The following is a 16,472-nucleotide window of genomic DNA, read 5'->3' as shown; positions in this document are numbered from 1 at the left end:
ACCATGCACCCGCTTCCCACCTTCAAACGCGTGGTCACCGGCCACGACGCCCAGGGCCAGGCGGTGGTCGCCAGCTGCGGCCCGACGCCGAACAACTTCCCGCTCAAGGCCGTGCCGGGCACCCTGTTCTACGAGGTGTGGAACAGCCTCGGCAGCCCCGCCCCGCTGGACAACGGCGACGACCCCACCGCCCAGCCGCTGCAGCTCAGCCCCGGCCCGCTGGGCAGCGTCATCCGCGTAGTCGACATTCCGCCGGACAGCGTGCAGAACCAGGTCAGCGCGGCAGACGCCGCGGCGGTCTTCGCCGAAATCGGTGAATCCCATGCCGGTACCGGCAAGGCCGACTCGAAGCACAAGCTGATGCACCGCACCCAGACCCTGGACTACGGCATCGTCACCGAGGGTGAGGTCTGGCTGGTGCTGGACGATGGCGAGGTGCATCTCAAGCGCGGCGACATCGTGGTGCAGCGAGGCACCAACCACGCCTGGAGCAACCGCACCGAAGCGATGGCGCGGATGGTCTTCATCCTCCTCGACGGTCGTTACGCCGCCGACCTGCAGGAGCTGCTGCCATGAAGCTCGCCACCCTCGACGACGGCAGCCGCGATGGCCGGCTGCTGGTGGTCTCCCGCGACCTGACGCGGGCGGTGGACGCCAGCGGCATCGCCGCCACCCTGCAGGCCGCGATGGACAACTGGGAGCTGCGGGAATCCGACTTGCAGCGCCTGTACCAGCGCCTCAACGCCAATGCGGTCGCCGGCGCCTTCGACCTCGACCCGGCGCAACTCGCGGCGCCGTTGCCGCGCGCCTGGCAATGGCTGGACGGTTCCTGTTTCCTCAGCCACGGCGAGCTGATGCAGAAGGCCTTCAACCTGGAACCCATCGACGGCGTCGAGCGCATCCCGCTGATCTACCAGGGCGCCGGCGACGACTTCCTCGGCCCGCGCGCCGACATCCCGCTGCCCAGCGAGGCCCACGGCATCGACTTCGAGGGCGAATTCGCCGTACTGCTCGGCGCCGTGCCCATGGGCTGCCCGGCGGACCGGGCGCTGAAGCACGTGCGCCTGGTGCTGCAGCTCAACGACGTCAGCCTGCGCGCCCTGGCGCCACGGGAAATGAAGACCGGTTTCGGCTTCCTCCAGGCCAAGCCGGCGTCCAGCTTCGCCCCGGTGGCGGTGACCCCGGACGAGCTGGGCAGCGCCTGGCGCGACGGCCGCGTGCACCTGCCGCTGAGCGTGGAGTGGAACGGTGAATGGTTCGGCCATCCGCACGGCGGTGCCATGCACTTCGGCTTCCATGAGCTGATCGCCCATGCCGCCCTGACCCGACGCCTGAGCGCCGGCACGCTGATCGGTTCGGGCACCGTGTCCAACGCCGACCGCTCCGTGGGCTCGGCCTGCATCGCCGAACGCCGCGCCATCGAGACCATCGCCCATGGCTCGCCGCGCACGGCCTTCATGCAGTTCGGCGACCGCGTACGCATGGAAGCGCGTGGCAGCGAAGGCGAAGTGCTGTTCGGCGCCATCGACCAGCGCGTGGTGCAAGGGGGCTGGCCATGCGCGTGATGGTCAGCGGGGCCAATGGCTTCGTCGGCCGCCTGCTGGTGCGTCGCCTGCTGGAGGCGGGGGTGCTGCGCGGGAAACGGATCGAAGCCTTGCTGTTGCTGGACCAGAAACTCGAAGGCCTGCCCGACGATTCGCGCCTGCGCCGGCATTACGGCAGCGTCACCGATCCGGCCCTGCTGCGCCGCGTACTGGCCGATGGCGTCGACGTGGTGTTCCACCTGGTGAGCGTGCCCGGCGGCGCCGCCGAGGCGCAGTACGAGCTGGGTTACCAGGTCAACCTGCAGGCCAGCCTGGAACTGCTGCATCAGTTGCGCGATGCCGCGCGGCCGCCGGTACTGGTGTACGCCAGCAGCGTGGCGGTCTACGGCGGCGAGTTGCCGGCGCGGATGGACGAGGAGCAGCCGGCGTCACCGCAACTGTCCTACGCGGCGCACAAGCGCATGGTGGAGATTGCCCTGCAGGACCTGTCCCGCCGTGGTGAAGTCGACGGGCGCGCGCTGCGCCTGCCCGGCATCGTCGCCCGGCCGCGCGAGCCCAACGGACTGCGCTCGGCCTTCATGAGCGACCTGCTGCACGCCTGCGCGGCAGGGGACAGCTACACCTGCCCGGTGTCGCCGGACGCCAGCGCCTGGTGGATGTCGGCCCGCTGCTGCGTGGACAACCTGCTGCACGCCGCCGAGCTCCGGGACCCTGGTAGCCAGCGGGTGTGGCAGCTGCCGGTGCTGCAACTGACCATCGCCCAGGTGCTCGCCGGGCTTGCCGCCTGTTTCGGCGACGCCAATTGCGAGCACATCACCTTCGCTCCCGACCCGCAGCTGGAGGCGCTGTTCGGCGCTTACCCGCCGCTGCGCACCCCACACGCCCGCGGACTGGGCTTCTGCCACGACGGTTCGGTGGCCGGCCTGCTGCGCAACGCCCTCGACCTTCCGCCGCGCCGCAGCCGCGCGGCCGCCCGCAAAGGAATTTCCGCATGAGCCTGAACCAACGCCGCCTGCTGGACCTGTCCGTCACCCTGGACAACAACCCCTACACCGACCCGCCGCCCTTGCTGCCGAAGATCGACTACATGGACCACCAGCAGGGCTGGCCGGAGATGGCCGCGATGTTCCCCGGCCTGCGCAAGGAGGACCTGCCCGGCGACGAGTCCTGGGCAGCGGAGCGCCTGCAGGTAACCACCCACAGTGGTACCCACATGGACGCACCGTGGCACTACGCGTCCACCACCGACGGCGGCAAGCCGGCCTTCGGCATCGACGAACTGCCGCTGGAGTGGTGCCTGCAGCCGGGCGTGAAGCTGGACTTCCGCCACCTCCGGGACGGCCACGTGGTGACCGCGGCCGAGGTCGAGGCGGAACTGGCGCGCATCGGCCATGCGCTGCGGCCGCTGGACATCGTGCTGGTGAATACCCGCGCCGGCAGCCTGTTCGGCCAGCCCGGCTATCTCGACGCCGGTGTCGGCATGGGCCGCGAGGCGACGCTCTATCTGCTGGAGCGCGGTGTGCGGGTGGTGGGCACCGACGCCTGGAGCTGGGATGCGCCCTTCAAGTACACCCGTGAGCGCTTCGCTGCCAGCGGCGATGCGTCGATCATCTGGGAAGGCCACAAGGCCGGGCGCGACATCGGCTATGGGCAGATGGAGAAGCTCGCCAACCTCGAGCATCTGCCTGACCACGGTTTCCTGGTCAGCTGCTTCCCCTACAAGATCCGCCACGCCTCTGCCGGTTTCGTGCGCGCCGTGGCGATCCTCGAGTGATTGCCGGCGTTGACTCTCCCCTCAGGGGAAGGCTTTAGGCTCGACGCGCTTTCACAAGGAGTCGAGCAGCATGCAACAGAAACGGATTCTCCTGATCCTCGGGCATCCCGGCGACGACAGCTTCTGTGGCGCCATCGCCGAGCGCTACCGGGAAGCAGCCAGTAGCGCCGGGCATGACGTCAGGCTGTTGCGCCTGAGCGAGCTGGCCTTCGACCCGCTGTTGCGCAGCGGCTACGACGGCGAGCAGCCGCTGGAGCCGGATCTGCTCCAGGCGCAGCAGGCGATTGCCTGGGCCGATCACCTTGCGCTGGTGTTCCCGGTCTGGTGGGGCGGGGTGCCCGCGCTGCTCAAGGGTTTTCTCGACCGGGTGTTGCTGCCCGGTTTCGCCTTCCGTTACCGAAAAGGTTCGCCTTTTCCGGAAAAGCTGCTCAAGGGCCGCACCGCTCATCTGCTGGCGACCATGGATACGCCACCCTGGTACTTCCGCTGGGTCCAGCGCATGCCGGCGCTGCAGCAGATGCGCCGGACCACCCTGGAATTCTGTGGCATCCGGCCGACCCGCACACTGATGCTCGGGCCAGTCATCCATTCTCGGCCGCAGCGACGCGAGGGCTGGCTGCGGCAGGTGCAGCTGCTCGCCGGCGAGTGAATCGCGCTCTGGGCTTTTCTCCCCGGCTGCCGCATCCTTGCCGCCGTCTGCACCGGGAGTGGATCAGATGTACATCGGAAAGGTAGCCGAGCTGTCCGGCACCACGGTCAAGTGCATTCGTCACTACGAAGCCATCGGCCTGCTGCCCACGCCGCGCCGGGAGGGCAAGTACCGCGTCTACACGCAGGAGACAGTCGAGCTGCTGGTGTTCATCAAGTGCGCCCAGCAACTGGGCTTCCGCCTCAAGGAGATGCAGGACATCTTCGAGCGCGGCGACGAGCTGGCGCGCTGGGACCTCGTGCGCGAAGCGATTGCGGCGAAGAAGCAGGAGCTGAGTCGGCGCATCGAGGCACTGCAAAGCCATTACAACGGCCTAGAGGATTTCGAGAAAAGCCTGCTGGACGCCACCGCGCTCTGCGACCTGGAACGCCTGCCAATCGTGGGCTGAACGACCCTTTGTCGCCTCGCTTGGGGCGGTGCCACGCAGCGTCTTTACTGGCACAGAGAACCTGTCGCACAGCGAGGCCAGCGTGATGAACCGCGAAGAGGTGGCACCCGAGACCCGGGGCGTGACGGTGGAGCTGCTGTCCTCGGTTGACCTCGGCCCGGAGATCGACGGCATGGCAGGCCGCCAGCTGCGGATGCGCCGGGTGACCATCGAACCCGGCGGCGTCTTCGGGCCGGTGCATGACCACGTGGACCGGCCCGGCACGGTGTTCATCCTGCAGGGCGTCATCACCGATCACCGCAACGGTATCGCCACGGACTACGGGCCGGGCGTCGGCTGGCCCGAGGACCACACCACCGTGCACTGGCTGGAGAACCGCGGCAGGGTGAGCGCCGTGGAAATCTCGGTCGATATCGTCCGGCAGGGCTAGGCACGGCCGGGCACATTGCTCGCGTTACCGCCCACCCGCGCGCTCAAGGGCACAAAAGACGACCGACGAGCCTCGTCGGCCATCAGGAGGCAAGCGATGGACACAGCGGAGAAGGGCACCTGGCAGCGGGTGCTGGAACCGGTGGATCGCATTACCGAAGTGATTTTCGGCCTGCTGATGGCCATGACCTTCATCGGCTCGCTGAGCGTGGCGACCTCGGGGCGGGAAGAGGTGCGCACCATGCTGATCGCCGCCCTGGGCTGCAACCTCGCCTGGGGGCTGGCGGACGCGGTGATCTTCCTGATGCGCACCTGGACCGAGCGCACCCGCAGCCGCACCCTTATGGAGCGCCTGCGGGGTGGCATTGATTCGCCGGTTGGGCAGCGCCTCATCGCTGCCGAACTGCCGCCGCGTATCGCCATGGCGGCGGGTGCGGAGGGCCTGGAGATGCTGCGCCTTCGCCTGCTGGACGCGTCCGCCCCGGTCAAGGCGCGGATCGGCTGGGAAGACGTGAAGGGCGCGCTCGCAACCTTCCTCCTGGTGGTGCTGGCGACCTTCCCGCTGGTCATCCCCTTCCTGCTGATCGGCCAGACCGGCCCGGCCATCCGTGCGTCGAACGCGGTGGCGCTGGCCATGCTGTTCATCTCCGGCTGGATGCTCGCCCGCTACGCCGGTGGCACGCCCTGGGCGGGCGGCCTTGCGCTGGCGGTGGTGGGGACTGCGCTGCTGTTCGCGATCATCGCCCTAGGCGGCTGACGGCAGCCGGCGCTCGCGCGCGCCCTGCAATGCCCTCGCGCCCGTCGGGGCGAGCTGGCCAGCCGCCAATCCCCCCTGTGTCCCAACGCCGGTCCCCCTGTATCCGGGCGTGCGGGCAGGTATGCTGGGGCGTCCTTCCTGCTTGGAAATCCCATGTCGCTACGAGCCCTTCGCACCCTGGTCGCCATCGCGCAGCATGGTTCATTCGCGCGCGCGGCCGAGGCGGTGCACCTCACGCAGTCGGCGGTCAGCCTCCATGTGCGCAGCCTGGAAGAGGCGTTCAACGCCCAGTTGTTCGACCGCACCCGGCGACTGCCGGTGCTGACCGAGGCGGGGCATCTCGCGGTTGAACGCGCGCGGGAGATCCTCGCGTTGTACGAGAGCATCGCAGCCGAGCTGGGAGACGGCAGCGAGCTGCGTGGCCGCCTGCGCCTGGGAGCGATCCAGACAGCCCTGGCCGGCTTGCTGCCGGCGGCGCTGGCCGCCCTGAGCCAGCAGCATCCGAACCTGCGGGTGAACGTCGCATCCGGTATGTCGGCGGAGTTGGCCATTCGCATCGAGGCAGGGGAACTGGACGCCGCGATCACCACCGAACCGGTCAAACCCTTCCCCCACGGGTTGGTCAGTACGCCGCTCTACGAAGAAGGTTTCTGGATCATTGCCCCGGCCGGCGTCGACGCCAGCGATCCGCGCCATATGTTGCAGCACCAGCCGTTCATCCGCTTCGACCGGCGTGCCTGGGCTGGCCGCACGATCGAGCGCGAGCTGCGGCGCCTGCGCCTGCGCGTGCAGACCAGCATGGAACTGGATAGCCAGGAGGCGATCCTCCAGATGGTCGCCAGCGGCCTGGGCGTGGCGGTCGTGCCGCTGTCCAGGCACAACCTGCGCAACCTCAAGAGCCTGCAGTGCATTCCGTTCGCCGAGCCCCAGTGCAAGCGCCGTGTCGTGTTGCTGGAGCGCACCGACCGACCCGCAGGACGGCTGGTCGGCGCACTCGCCCAGGCGGTGAGGAAGAAGGCGGGGAAGGCGGCCATTCATGAGAATTAATTGAGTCATTGACGATTTAAAATCGTTTTTTCTCAAGCCTGACCGCCGATAACGTGGCCCCCATCATTCCGTGAGAAGAGGGTGCCATGCTCAGCGACGTTTCCCTACCGGCGGAGCCTGCCTCGGCTCCGCGATCCTCCCTCGCGGTCGCACTGGCGCAGTCGGTGGGCAGCGGGTCATGACCGCGACCCTGCTGCTGGCCCTGGTGCCGATTGCACTGCTGATCGCCCTGGGGGCCTGGTTGCGCCAGGCGGGCTTTATGGCCGAAACGTTCTGGCCGCAAGCCGAGCGGCTCGGCTACTACGTCCTGCTGCCCGCCCTGTTCCTGCACGGGCTGGCCACCGCGCAGCTGGGCGAGGTGCCGGTGCGCGAGATGGTCCTGGCGCTGGTGCTCTCCACCGTTGCGGTGTCGCTGGCCCTGGTGCTGGCGCGACGGCTGTTTCCGTTGGATGACGCGGCCTTCACGTCACTGTTCCAGGGCGGTGTGCGCTTCAACAACTATGTCGGCGTCTCCGCCGCGGCCGGGCTGTTCGGTGCCCACGGCATCGCCCTGGCGGCGGTGGCCAATGCGGCGATCGTGCCGACGGTGAACATCCTCTGCGTGCTGGTCTTCGCCCGCTACGGCAACGCCGGCCGGCCGTCGCTCAAGGGCATCCTGAAGCAGCTCGCGCTGAACCCGCTGGTGGTCGCCTGTTTCGTCGGCATCCTGCTGCAGAGCAGCGGCCTGGGCCTGCCGCCGGGGCTGGAACCGCTGTTCAAGGCGCTGGGCCAGGCGTCGCTGCCGCTCGGTCTGTTGTGCGTGGGCGCGGCGCTGAACCTGTCTTCCGCCGGCAGCTGGCTGCGGCCCATCGGCGTGTCCTCGGTGGCGAAGTTTCTCCTGATGCCTGCGGTGACGGTGCTGAGCTGCCACGTCCTCAACCTGCGCGGAGAAGCGGCGATCGCGGCAATCCTTTTCCAGGCGCTGCCGACGGCGTCGTCGTCCTACATCATGGCTCGCCAGCTGGGCGGGGATGCGCCGCTGATGGCGGGAATAATCGCCGGGCAGACGGTGCTCGCCGGCGTCGCGCTGCCCGCCGTCGTCATGGGGCTGGCGGGATTTGTCTGAGGCCCGCCGGCTGCCCGAACCCTGGCCGCTCGGGTTCCCCCGCACGGTTGTTGCGCCGTCACGCGACTGCAATATCCCAACCAGTTCTTCACGCTTTCTTAAGCAACCCGCGCGCAGTCTTCACCCTACAGCGCAATCTTGGACGGCAGGAGTGCCAGGCTGGAGAACTCGGGTTCCGCCTGTTCCATCACGGATGGGGCAAGGGGAGCCAGGTGAGGGTGTGAAAAGAGGGATGCCGTTGTTCTGCCCTGTTTATTGGCGTACTGCTGGCAGAGAATTCGAGTGGACATACATTCGCGCACCGGTCGCTCGCCGACCTATCTCGTGACCGCCATTGGATCGTTCTGTGCCGAGGCGGTCATCCGTTCCCTTCGCCGAGTGACTCCGTCACGGGTGGTGGGGGTCAGTACCCTGCCACGGGAGTGGAGCGCCACGTCGGTCATGCTGGACGCGTTCCACCGTGTTCCGCCCGCCCGTGAAGTCGCCGCCTGCATTGCCCGTGTACTGGAGATCTGCCAGGCGGAGCAGGTGACCCACGTGATTCCGCTCATCGACCTTGAAGTCGATGCCTTCTCGCCACATCGGCAGGCGTTCTCCGAGCGCGGCATCAGCCTGTGCATGGCGCCTGCCGAAACCGTTCGCATCGCCCGCGACAAGTGGCTGGTCTACGAGACGTTCCGCGATCATCCCGTCGTGCACCCGATCCCGACCTGGCGAATGGAAGACCCCGCGGTGGACAGCCTGCCGTTCCCGCTGCATGCCAAGCCGCGTGACGGCCGAAGCAGCGAGGGGCTGGCGCGGATCCTCGATAGCGACGACCTGGCCTACCTGAGAAAGAAGTTGAGGGCGCGTCCCTACGTCGTGCAGCCGTTGCTGGACGGCGAGGTGTGCGTCGTGGACATCGTCCGACGGCGTGCCACCGGGCAGTCGGCGGCGATGGCGCGGCAGGAACTGGTGCGTACCTCCAACGGGGCGGGCGTGACGGTCAGGATGCTGGACGAGCCGGTGCTGATCGAGGCAGCGAATCAGATCGCCGCGGCGCTGGATCTCGACGGCTGCATCAATATCGAGTTCCTGGTCGGTGGTGACTGGCCGCTGGTGATGGACATCAACCCGCGCTTTTCCGGTGGGGTCGGGTTCAGCCACCTTTCCGGTTACGACATGGTGGCCAACCACCTGCGCTGCTTCTCGGGGGAAACCCTCGACCTGCCCGTGATCCCGGCGCCGGCCATCCATGCGCGCCGTTACGTGGAGACTACCTTTGCCATGCCCGACGACCTGAAGAGGCCTTCGTTGCTGGCCAGCTGAACGGTGCCGCTGGTTCAGCCGGCGTGCGCTTCTTCCATCAGCCAGTGCTGGAACTGCGTCAGTGCCGGCGCGATCTCCGTGCCCGGTCGGGTCACCAGCACATAGCGCTCGCACAGCTCTTCGATGGCGGGCCAGGGCGCGACGAGCCGGCCGCCGAGCAGCTCTTCCTCGACGTAGCGGCCGGGCACCAGGGCCATGCCGATGCCGGCCTTCGCCGCCTCGATGAGCAGGGCGTAACGGTCGTAGGTGGGGCCGCTCGCTTCGGCGCTCAGCGACAGTCCCGCGAGATGCGCGTAGCGCGTCCAGCTGTAGGGGCTGGCAAGCTTGTGCAGCAGCGGCATGGTCTCGGGCGGATGACCGGCCAGACGGGGATGACATACCGCGACCATCGGCTCCTCGAACAGCGGTTGCACGTTCATCGTCTGCCAGACGGGATGGTCGTAGTTGATCGCCGCGTGCAGGCCGCTTTCCTCCAGTGGGAAGGGCTGCGTCCGTTCGCGGAGGTTGATCTCGATATCGGGGTGGCGCGCCTGGAAGCGTGTGAGCCGGGGGATCAGCCAGCGACTGGCCAGGGTGGGGATGACGCCGATTTCCAGCGAGGTGGTGCCGCGCGCGTCGGCAATGACCTGGCGGGTGTGCCGTTCGATATCGGCCAGGGAGGTGCGAATCTGCGCTGCGTAGCGCGCGCCCGGGCCCGAGAGCTCCACGCGATTGCCGACGCGGTTGAACAGCCGTATGCCGAGAAAGGCTTCGAGCTTGGCGATCTGCCGGCTGATGGCGCCTTCGCTGAGCGACAGTTCCTGTGCCGCCCTGGCGAAGCTCTGGTGGCGTGCGGCGGCTTCCAGCGCGAGCAGTGCGGAGGTGCTGGGCAGGCGTCTGCTCATCGGGACCATCCAGGGTTCGAGGGGGGCGACAGGATGACGCATGCGCAAGCTGCCTTGCAAAAAAATCGGTAACGCACCGGCAGGCGCGCTCCCTAGCATGGGGCCACGTCGCGAGAGACGACGTCGACCATCGCCATGACAAGGGAGTGCCGTACCGTGAGAACCGTTGACCGGACTTTTCTGGGCCTGGGGCTGTTGATTCCGCTCTGGCTGTTTGCCGGTGTCGCGCTGACTGCGCTGGGCTATCCGGGCTACAGCCATCTGGACCAGGCGATGAGCCAGCTGGGGGCGGTCGGCGCCCCCACGCGTGGCTACTCCGCGTGGGTGAACAACGTTCCCCTGGGTGTGCTGTTCGTGCTCTTCGCCATGGGCGTGGCGCGGCGATTCGCGGGATCGCGCCCGGCCCTGTGCAGTGCTGTCCTGATCCTGCTCCACGGTCTGGCGAGCTTCGCGACCGGGCTGTTCTCCTGCGACCAGGGATGCGCACCGGCGCAACCGTCGGTCTCGCAGCAGGTACATAACCTGGCGGGGCTGACGATGTTCCTTTCACTGACGCTGGCCAGCGCACTGTGGGCTTTCCTGGGTGGGCGACTGCTGTCGTCGCCAGGGTTCGGCAGGTTCTCGGGGCTCTGCGTGATCCTGGCCGTCGTGACAGTCGGCATGATGGGCAAGGCCTTCGCCGATGGGCACGGCTTCGGGCTGTACCAGCGGCTCAACTACGCCGTCTCCGTCATCTGGATCGCCGGCCTGGCGTGGATGGCGTTGCGCGACGGGCCCCGGCGTACCGTGATCGAGCCTGGCCAGGCCTGAAGGGCGTGGGCAATCCCCCCTCGCGCGCGTCGTCAGGGGATTGCCGCGCCGATATCACTTCAGAAGTCGGCCTTCAGGGTGACGGTGTAGTTGCGTGGGTCACCATACTGGTTGCTCGCGTTCAGCCAGCCGATGGAGGAGTAGTACTTCTTGTCGAACAGGTTGTTGCCGTTCAGTGCGACGCTGAAGTTCTTGTTGATCTGGTAGCCCAGGCGGGCGTTCCAGATGGCGTAGCCGGACTGCTTGATATCGCCGACGCCGCCGGTGCCCCCGAAGTTGGTGTTGTAGTTCTCGCTCTGGATGCTGGCGCCCGCGCCGGCGCTCCACTGGCTCAGCTCGCCGGGCAGGTTGTAGTCACCCCAGAAGCGCAGCAGGTGGCGCGGCGTGTAGCTGTTGAAGGTGGAGCCCGATGATGAGGTGCCGTCGCCCGGATCGTTGAGGAACTTGGTCGAGGTGTAGGTGTAGCCGGCGAACAGTTGCAGGCCCCTGAGCACTTCGCCGCTGATCTCCGCATCGAAACCTTCGGCGCGAACCTTGCCGCCGTCTACATAGCAGTTGTCTTCGCCGTTCTGCCCGCACTCCGAGGCATAGTCGTACTGCGCCCGGTTCTCCTGGTCCACGCGGAAGATCGCGAAGCTGGTGTTCACCCGGCCATCCATCAGCTCGCCCTTCAGGCCGATTTCGTAGTTCGAGCCTTCGATGGGCTTGAGCGGGGCGCTGTCCTGGGTCAGTTCGGTCTGTGGCTTGAAGATGTCGGTGTAGCTGGCATAGACCGACCACTGGTTGTTCAGCTCGTAGATGAGTCCGCCGTAGGGGGTGAACTCGCCGGTCTCCTTCGAGTGGGCGGGGGCGGGCGACGAGGTGGTGAAGCGGCTCAACTCATAGTCGTACTGGTAATTGCTGGTTCGTCCACCGACGACCAGGGTCAGCGGCTCCGCCAGCTTGTAGCGCACCACGCCGTACAGCCCGTTCTGGCGGATCCTGCCTTCGGAGGCGCCGGCATAAGTGGTGCTCAGCATCTCTTCGTCGGTCGGTTTTCGCGGGGATACCGGGTCGTAGAGGTTGATCGGACCGAGGTTGAGCAGACCTCCCTGCACATCGTCGGTCTTCAGGTCGCTGGCGTTGGCGCCGACCACCACCTGGTGCTCCAGGTCGAAGGCGCGCCACTTGCCGGCGAGGTTGATGTCGGCGCCCTTGTTGACGTTCTCGAAGTCGTAGAGGTAGGCGCGCGACTGCATGCCATCACCGGTCGCCGGGTCGACCGCACCGCGGCCGAAGCTGTAGAGGATGTCGTTGGTCTCGCGGATGTAGCTGCCCGAGGCGTTCAGGCGCCAGTCAGCGTTGAAGTCATGGGTGACGTCGGCGAAGTACGTGGTCTGCTTGTTGTTCCACTTGTTCCAGTCCGCGCCAGTGAAGGTGGAGCGGCCGGCATGCACCGCGCTGCCATCCTTGTTGCGTGGCAGGCCGCCGAAGGACGGCGTCGAGTGCAGGTCTTCCACGCTGGCGCCCGCGGCCACCCGGGTGTCGTCGGTGAGGTCGTACTCGAGAATCCCGTAGAGCACGTTCTTGCGGCTTTCCGCCGTGTCGTAGAAGTAATCCCGATCCTCGTGGGCGGCGACCACGCGACCACGCAGCCTGCCGTCGGCGGTGAGCGGAGCGCTGCCATCAAGGGTCTGCCGGTAGGTGTCCCAGGAACCCGCGCTGGCGGTGAGCGAGAGCGAGGGCTCGGCCTTCGGGCGCTTGCGCACGAGGTTGATGGCCGCGCCGGGGTTGCCGCTGCCCTGCAGCAGGCCGTTGGCGCCACGCAGCACCTCTACGCGGTCGTACAGCAGCGTGTCGGAGGTGAAGCTGCTGCCGATGGCGTAGTAGCGGCGGTCGAGCGGGACGCCGTCGTACTGGATGGTTTCCACCTCGAAGCCGCGCGAGTAGATGTACTTGCCGCCGGACGGGCTCTGGTAGGTGGTGATGCCGGTGGTTTTCTCCAGTACCTGGTCCAGGGTGTCGAGGCGCTGGTCGTCCATCGCCTTGCGCGTGATGACGGTAACGGACTGCGGGATGTCCTTCAGGCGCTGGGTCGACTTGCCGATGGTGGCTTCGGTGGCGGTGTAAGCGCCGGAGCCCTCCGTCGTTGGCCCCAGGCCCTGGCCGGTCACGACGGTGTCGCTCATTTCGAGGGCTGCCGGGACTTCCTCCAGCACGTAGCTGCCACCCTGATCGATCGCACGCAGGCCGGTGCCGGAGAGGAGGGCGGCGAACCCGGCGTCCCGCGAATAGCTGCCGTGCAGGCCGTTCGATTGCCGGTTGGCGGTCTTGCTGGCATCGAACGAGAGCGCGACCCCGGCCTCGCTGGCGAAGCGGCTGAGCACTTCGGTCAGCGAGCCGGCGGCGATGTCGTACTGCCGGATGCTTTGCACCGCGCCGGACGGCGCCGGCTCTGCGGCCTGAACGGCAGGGACGCCCACGACGGCGATGCTGAAGACGGCGGCCTGCACATGGATGGCGAGCCGATGGCGAACGAACGGATACAGCATGGTCTCTCCCCGGTAATGGTGACCAAGTGGGTCACTGATGCCGGGAAAGCCGAACCAGGGACGAAGAAAGTGCACGGTGGTCAGAAATTTTTTTCGGCGGAATCCGCGGAGCATCAGCGGCGCGGAATCACGGTCACCCAATACCCCGTTCGATACACCGCCGCGACCGGGAAGCTGCGTTCCAGGGCTCGCAGCGCGAGGTTCGTGTCATCCAGCGGGAAGGCGCCGGAAATGCGCAGGCCGCTGATGCGTGGGTCGCACCTCAGCCAGCCGTGGCGGTAACGCCCCAGCTCTTCCAGCAACTCACCGAGCGGGCGGTCGATCGCGATCAGGCTGCCCTGTTCCCAAGCGCCCACCGAGGCATTGTTGGCCTGCGCAGCACCGATGACGCCGGAGGTGATCCGGGCGTGCTGGCCCGCCTCCAGGCGCAGGGCCGTGCGTTGGCCCGGTACGCTGACTTCGACGGCTTTCTCCAGTACCGCCACCTCGGTGCCGCCGTTCCAGCGGCGCACGGTGAAGCGAGTCCCCAGCGCGCGCACGCTGGCATCGGGGCTCTGCACGCGGAATGGCCGGTCGAGCGCATCGCTGGCGGTGCTCACCAGCACCTCGCCGGCGCGCAGGATGATCAGGCGCTGGTTCGCGTCGAAGCGCACATCCACCGCGCTGTCGGTGTTGAGCAGCATCTGGCTGCCGTCCGCCAGGGTGAAGCGGCGACGCTCGCCCACGGCGGTCTTGTAGCCAGCGGTGAAGCGTTGGCGTGCATCGCTGCGCCAGCCCAGGGTCGCCAGTCCGCCCAGCGAGGCGAGCACCACGACGCTGCGCAGTACCTGGCGTCGCGATTGTCCGGCCGAGGCCAGGGTTGCTGCAGCCAGGCGCCCCGGTACCCGGGACATCTGCAGGTTCACCGATTCGATGCGCTGCCAGGCTTGCTGATGGATCGGGTCGGCCGCCAGCCAGCGCTGCCAGGCCTGCTGGTCGCCGGCTGTGGGGGATTCACTGGCGAGTCGCGCATACCATCGCGCCGCTTCGCTGATGGCCTCGCGTTCATTCGGCTTGAGGGTGTCGCTCACGAGATGCCCGCCATGGCCAGGCAGCAGTGTTCCATGGCTTTGGCCATGTATTTGTTGACGGTGCGGATCGAGATGCCCAGCCGCTCGGCAATCTGGCTGTAGGTCAGTCCTTCGAGCTGGGACAGGATGAAGGCCTGCCTGGTCTTCTGCCCCAGCCCCTCCAGCATCCGGTCGATCTCCGTCAGCGCTTCGAGGAGCAGGGCCTGCTCTTCAAGGGACGGCTGGACTGCCTCGGGAAGCAGGGCGAGCGCGTCCAGATAGGCGCGCTCCAGCGAGCGCCGCCGGTACAGGTCGATCACCAGTCCGCGGGCGATGGTCTGCAGGTAGTGCCTGGGTTCGCGAATCACCCCGGCGCTCTTCGCCATTAGCACGCGCACGAAGGTGTCCTGCGCCAGGTCGGCCGCATCGGCGGAGTCGTTGAGGCGTTTGCGCAGCCAGCCGCGCAGCCAGCCGTGATGGTCGCGGTAAAGCATCCCTACCGCCTGCAGCGACGAATCTCCCTGCATTGCAATCCCCTAAGAACAGTTTGCAAACGACAATCGTTATCAAATATACGGGATGTGCGAATGCTTGAAAACTGCAGGGTGGGGCGCCCGTTTCTGGCGGGTCTTCATCCGTCTCGTAACGGCCGGATGGCGGCATACCTTCCAGGCGCAGGACGGGCCGCCAGCCTATCGCTGCCGGCCATGGCTGCTTCGGCGTGGAAGGCGTACCGGTGGCGCAACATTGAAGGGGGACCATACGTCGATCTGTCAGCCTGCGGCTGACAAGCCTCGTTTCAGTGACTCTGCCAAACAGCAGGCGCCCTATGCCCGGTCTCTGGCTGATTGTGTTTCAGGGCGGCTGCAGAGGGGCAGTCATCTTCTGGAGTTCTGCCGGCCCAGTGCCATGGCGCTTTCAACCTGTCAGGCATGCCGCCTGTTGGTGGCGAGGTTACCCACGGTGTGACGCCAAGTCGTCCACGGGAAGCTGTCGGCTGATGAACATCAAGGCTCCGTTGCTGCCGTTGCGATGTGCGATCGTCGAGCGCTTGGACCCCGCTGCGACGATATCGCAGCCATACAGGCTCAAGGCGCGGCCGTTTGGCAGACGCCAGTTTCGGGGCGGCTGGCGGTAAAGGGCGGCGGACCTGCGTTGAAAAACCGGTCCGTGTGCCTTGGGAAGAGGCGACCGCCCGCGTATCGGTCAGTTAGATCGTTACCGCTACGCTGTCATGCCAGCTTCGCCCTGATGCTGGCACTGCGGTCTCCCTGACGCCGATCCGGCGTCGCCCCAGTCGCCCTGCAATTCGAAAGCACTCGTTGAGCCTTTGGCGACCAGGCGCAGGCGGGGGGCGGCGATGGCCTTCTGGCCCGCAGCGGGTGCTCGGGGCTTTGAGTCTCTGGGCTTTCAGTGAACCGTGGGAAAGCGCTCTTTCAGCAGGGATTGGGCCTGCCAGGTCATCTGGTCGAGCAGGCGGTCGCGTTTTTTCTCGGCCTCGCGCATCGCCTTGCTGCCGTTCTGCTTCACCAGGTAGGTGTGGATCTGCCGCACTTCCCTGGATTGGTAGATCGGTGCCAGGTCCTGCACCGCGACCATGCCGTTGGAACGATGGTCGCGGGTGTTCATCAGGACGTGCGGCCCCTGTGCGGCCAGTACCTGGAAGCCCATCGCCTCGAAGACCGGCACCTTGCCGGCCGCGCACGCCAGTTCCGCGTGGGGGCGGTGCTCGATCATCTTCTGCAGCATGGCGCGGGCGATGCCGTGGCGGCGGTGGTGGGGCTGCACGGCAATGTAGGGGAGGGTGCAGGCCTCGGTGTCGTCCTGGCTCGGCAGGTAGAGGGCGAAGCCCAGTACGCGGGACGGGTCCTCATCGTCCAGGGCAAGGATCAGGCGCGCGCTGCTGTCGGCCGTGCCATCCATCGCCTGCAGATACAGGTGCACCTCGAAGCCGATCACGTACTGGTACAGCTGGAACAGCGGGTTGCTTGGCGTCAGCGGCACCGGGCTGATGTCGCGGAAGTGGTCCACCACCATCTGCAGCACCTGGCTTTTCAGGGATTCGGGGGGCGAGGTGTCGAGGGTTACGAGGGTGAACATCTGAAGCGGGCTCCGGGCGTGCCCGATCCGGGGGAAT

Annotated in this window: 17 protein-coding genes; 12 read left to right on the top strand and 5 right to left on the bottom strand. The window is 67.1% G+C overall.

Features of this window, described 5'->3' with window-relative positions; genetic code table 11:
- Positions 1-3 precede the first annotated feature (3 nt).
- The 11 genes from AC1ZV1_RS18850 (at position 4) to AC1ZV1_RS18800 (ending at position 9,061) form a co-directional block, all read left to right on the top strand.
- A complete protein-coding gene (locus AC1ZV1_RS18850; protein WP_484293079.1) occupies positions 4-576 on the top strand; it encodes a cupin domain-containing protein in 573 nt (190 codons plus the stop codon).
- On the top strand, positions 573-1,565 hold the full coding sequence (locus AC1ZV1_RS18845) for a fumarylacetoacetate hydrolase family protein (RefSeq protein WP_484293078.1): 993 nt from the start codon (positions 573-575) through the stop codon (positions 1,563-1,565). Before AC1ZV1_RS18850 ends, AC1ZV1_RS18845 begins: the two co-directional genes overlap by 4 nt.
- Positions 1,556-2,539, top strand: a complete 984-nt coding sequence (locus AC1ZV1_RS18840) for an NAD-dependent epimerase/dehydratase family protein (protein ID WP_484293077.1) — start codon at positions 1,556-1,558, stop codon at positions 2,537-2,539. The genes AC1ZV1_RS18845 and AC1ZV1_RS18840 overlap by 10 nt, the downstream gene beginning before the upstream one ends.
- Entirely contained in the window at positions 2,536-3,318 is a 783-nt protein-coding gene (locus tag AC1ZV1_RS18835) for a cyclase family protein (RefSeq protein WP_484293076.1), read from the top strand. The genes AC1ZV1_RS18840 and AC1ZV1_RS18835 overlap by 4 nt, the downstream gene beginning before the upstream one ends.
- 70 nt (positions 3,319-3,388) lie before the next feature.
- Entirely contained in the window at positions 3,389-3,967 is a 579-nt protein-coding gene (locus tag AC1ZV1_RS18830; protein ID WP_484293075.1) for an NAD(P)H-dependent oxidoreductase, read from the top strand.
- A 67-nt stretch (positions 3,968-4,034) separates the two neighbouring features.
- Entirely contained in the window at positions 4,035-4,415 is a 381-nt protein-coding gene (locus AC1ZV1_RS18825; RefSeq protein WP_484293074.1) for a MerR family transcriptional regulator, read from the top strand.
- Positions 4,416-4,500: 85 nt separating this feature from the next.
- Positions 4,501-4,845 (top strand): cupin, encoded by a 345-nt coding sequence (locus AC1ZV1_RS18820; RefSeq protein ID WP_484293073.1) that lies wholly within the window; start codon positions 4,501-4,503, stop codon positions 4,843-4,845.
- A gap of 96 nt (positions 4,846-4,941) precedes the next feature.
- Positions 4,942-5,601, top strand: coding sequence for a hypothetical protein (locus AC1ZV1_RS18815; protein ID WP_484293072.1), 660 nt, complete (start codon positions 4,942-4,944; stop codon positions 5,599-5,601).
- 153 nt (positions 5,602-5,754) lie between these two features.
- Entirely contained in the window at positions 5,755-6,648 is an 894-nt protein-coding gene (locus AC1ZV1_RS18810; protein WP_484293071.1) for a LysR substrate-binding domain-containing protein, read from the top strand.
- 178 nt (positions 6,649-6,826) lie between these two features.
- Positions 6,827-7,753, top strand: a complete 927-nt coding sequence (locus AC1ZV1_RS18805; protein WP_484293070.1) for an AEC family transporter — start codon at positions 6,827-6,829, stop codon at positions 7,751-7,753.
- A gap of 282 nt (positions 7,754-8,035) precedes the next feature.
- Complete coding sequence (locus AC1ZV1_RS18800) at positions 8,036-9,061, top strand: ATP-grasp domain-containing protein (protein WP_484293069.1); 1,026 nt, start codon at positions 8,036-8,038, stop codon at positions 9,059-9,061.
- Positions 9,062-9,075: 14 nt separating this feature from the next.
- On the opposite strand, the gene AC1ZV1_RS18795 is transcribed toward AC1ZV1_RS18800, so the two are convergent.
- A complete protein-coding gene (locus AC1ZV1_RS18795) occupies positions 9,076-9,945 on the bottom strand; it encodes a LysR substrate-binding domain-containing protein (protein WP_484293068.1) in 870 nt (289 codons plus the stop codon).
- 156 nt (positions 9,946-10,101) lie between these two features.
- Between AC1ZV1_RS18795 and AC1ZV1_RS18790 the strand changes: the two genes are divergently transcribed.
- Complete coding sequence (locus tag AC1ZV1_RS18790; RefSeq protein ID WP_484293067.1) at positions 10,102-10,755, top strand: DUF998 domain-containing protein; 654 nt, start codon at positions 10,102-10,104, stop codon at positions 10,753-10,755.
- Positions 10,756-10,814: 59 nt separating this feature from the next.
- On the opposite strand, the gene AC1ZV1_RS18785 is transcribed toward AC1ZV1_RS18790, so the two are convergent.
- From AC1ZV1_RS18785 to AC1ZV1_RS18770, 4 genes are all read right to left on the bottom strand, one after another.
- Positions 10,815-13,286: a TonB-dependent siderophore receptor gene (locus AC1ZV1_RS18785; RefSeq protein ID WP_484293066.1), complete on the bottom strand. Its 2,472-nt coding sequence runs from the start codon at positions 13,284-13,286 to the stop codon at positions 10,815-10,817.
- A 113-nt stretch (positions 13,287-13,399) separates the two neighbouring features.
- A complete protein-coding gene (locus tag AC1ZV1_RS18780; RefSeq protein ID WP_484293065.1) occupies positions 13,400-14,356 on the bottom strand; it encodes a FecR domain-containing protein in 957 nt (318 codons plus the stop codon).
- Positions 14,353-14,862 carry a sigma-70 family RNA polymerase sigma factor gene (locus AC1ZV1_RS18775; protein WP_484293064.1) on the bottom strand — a complete coding sequence of 170 codons (510 nt, stop codon included), beginning with the start codon at positions 14,860-14,862 and terminating at the stop codon, positions 14,353-14,355. Before AC1ZV1_RS18775 ends, AC1ZV1_RS18780 begins: the two co-directional genes overlap by 4 nt.
- 883 nt (positions 14,863-15,745) lie before the next feature.
- Positions 15,746-16,435: a GNAT family N-acetyltransferase gene (locus AC1ZV1_RS18770; RefSeq protein ID WP_484293063.1), complete on the bottom strand. Its 690-nt coding sequence runs from the start codon at positions 16,433-16,435 to the stop codon at positions 15,746-15,748.
- Positions 16,436-16,472: the final 37 nt, after the last annotated feature.

This window comes from Pseudomonas sp. BB438, assembly GCF_057180225.1.
The sequence above is the reverse complement of the archived record's forward strand: the minus strand, read 5'-3'. Positions and strand labels throughout refer to the sequence as shown.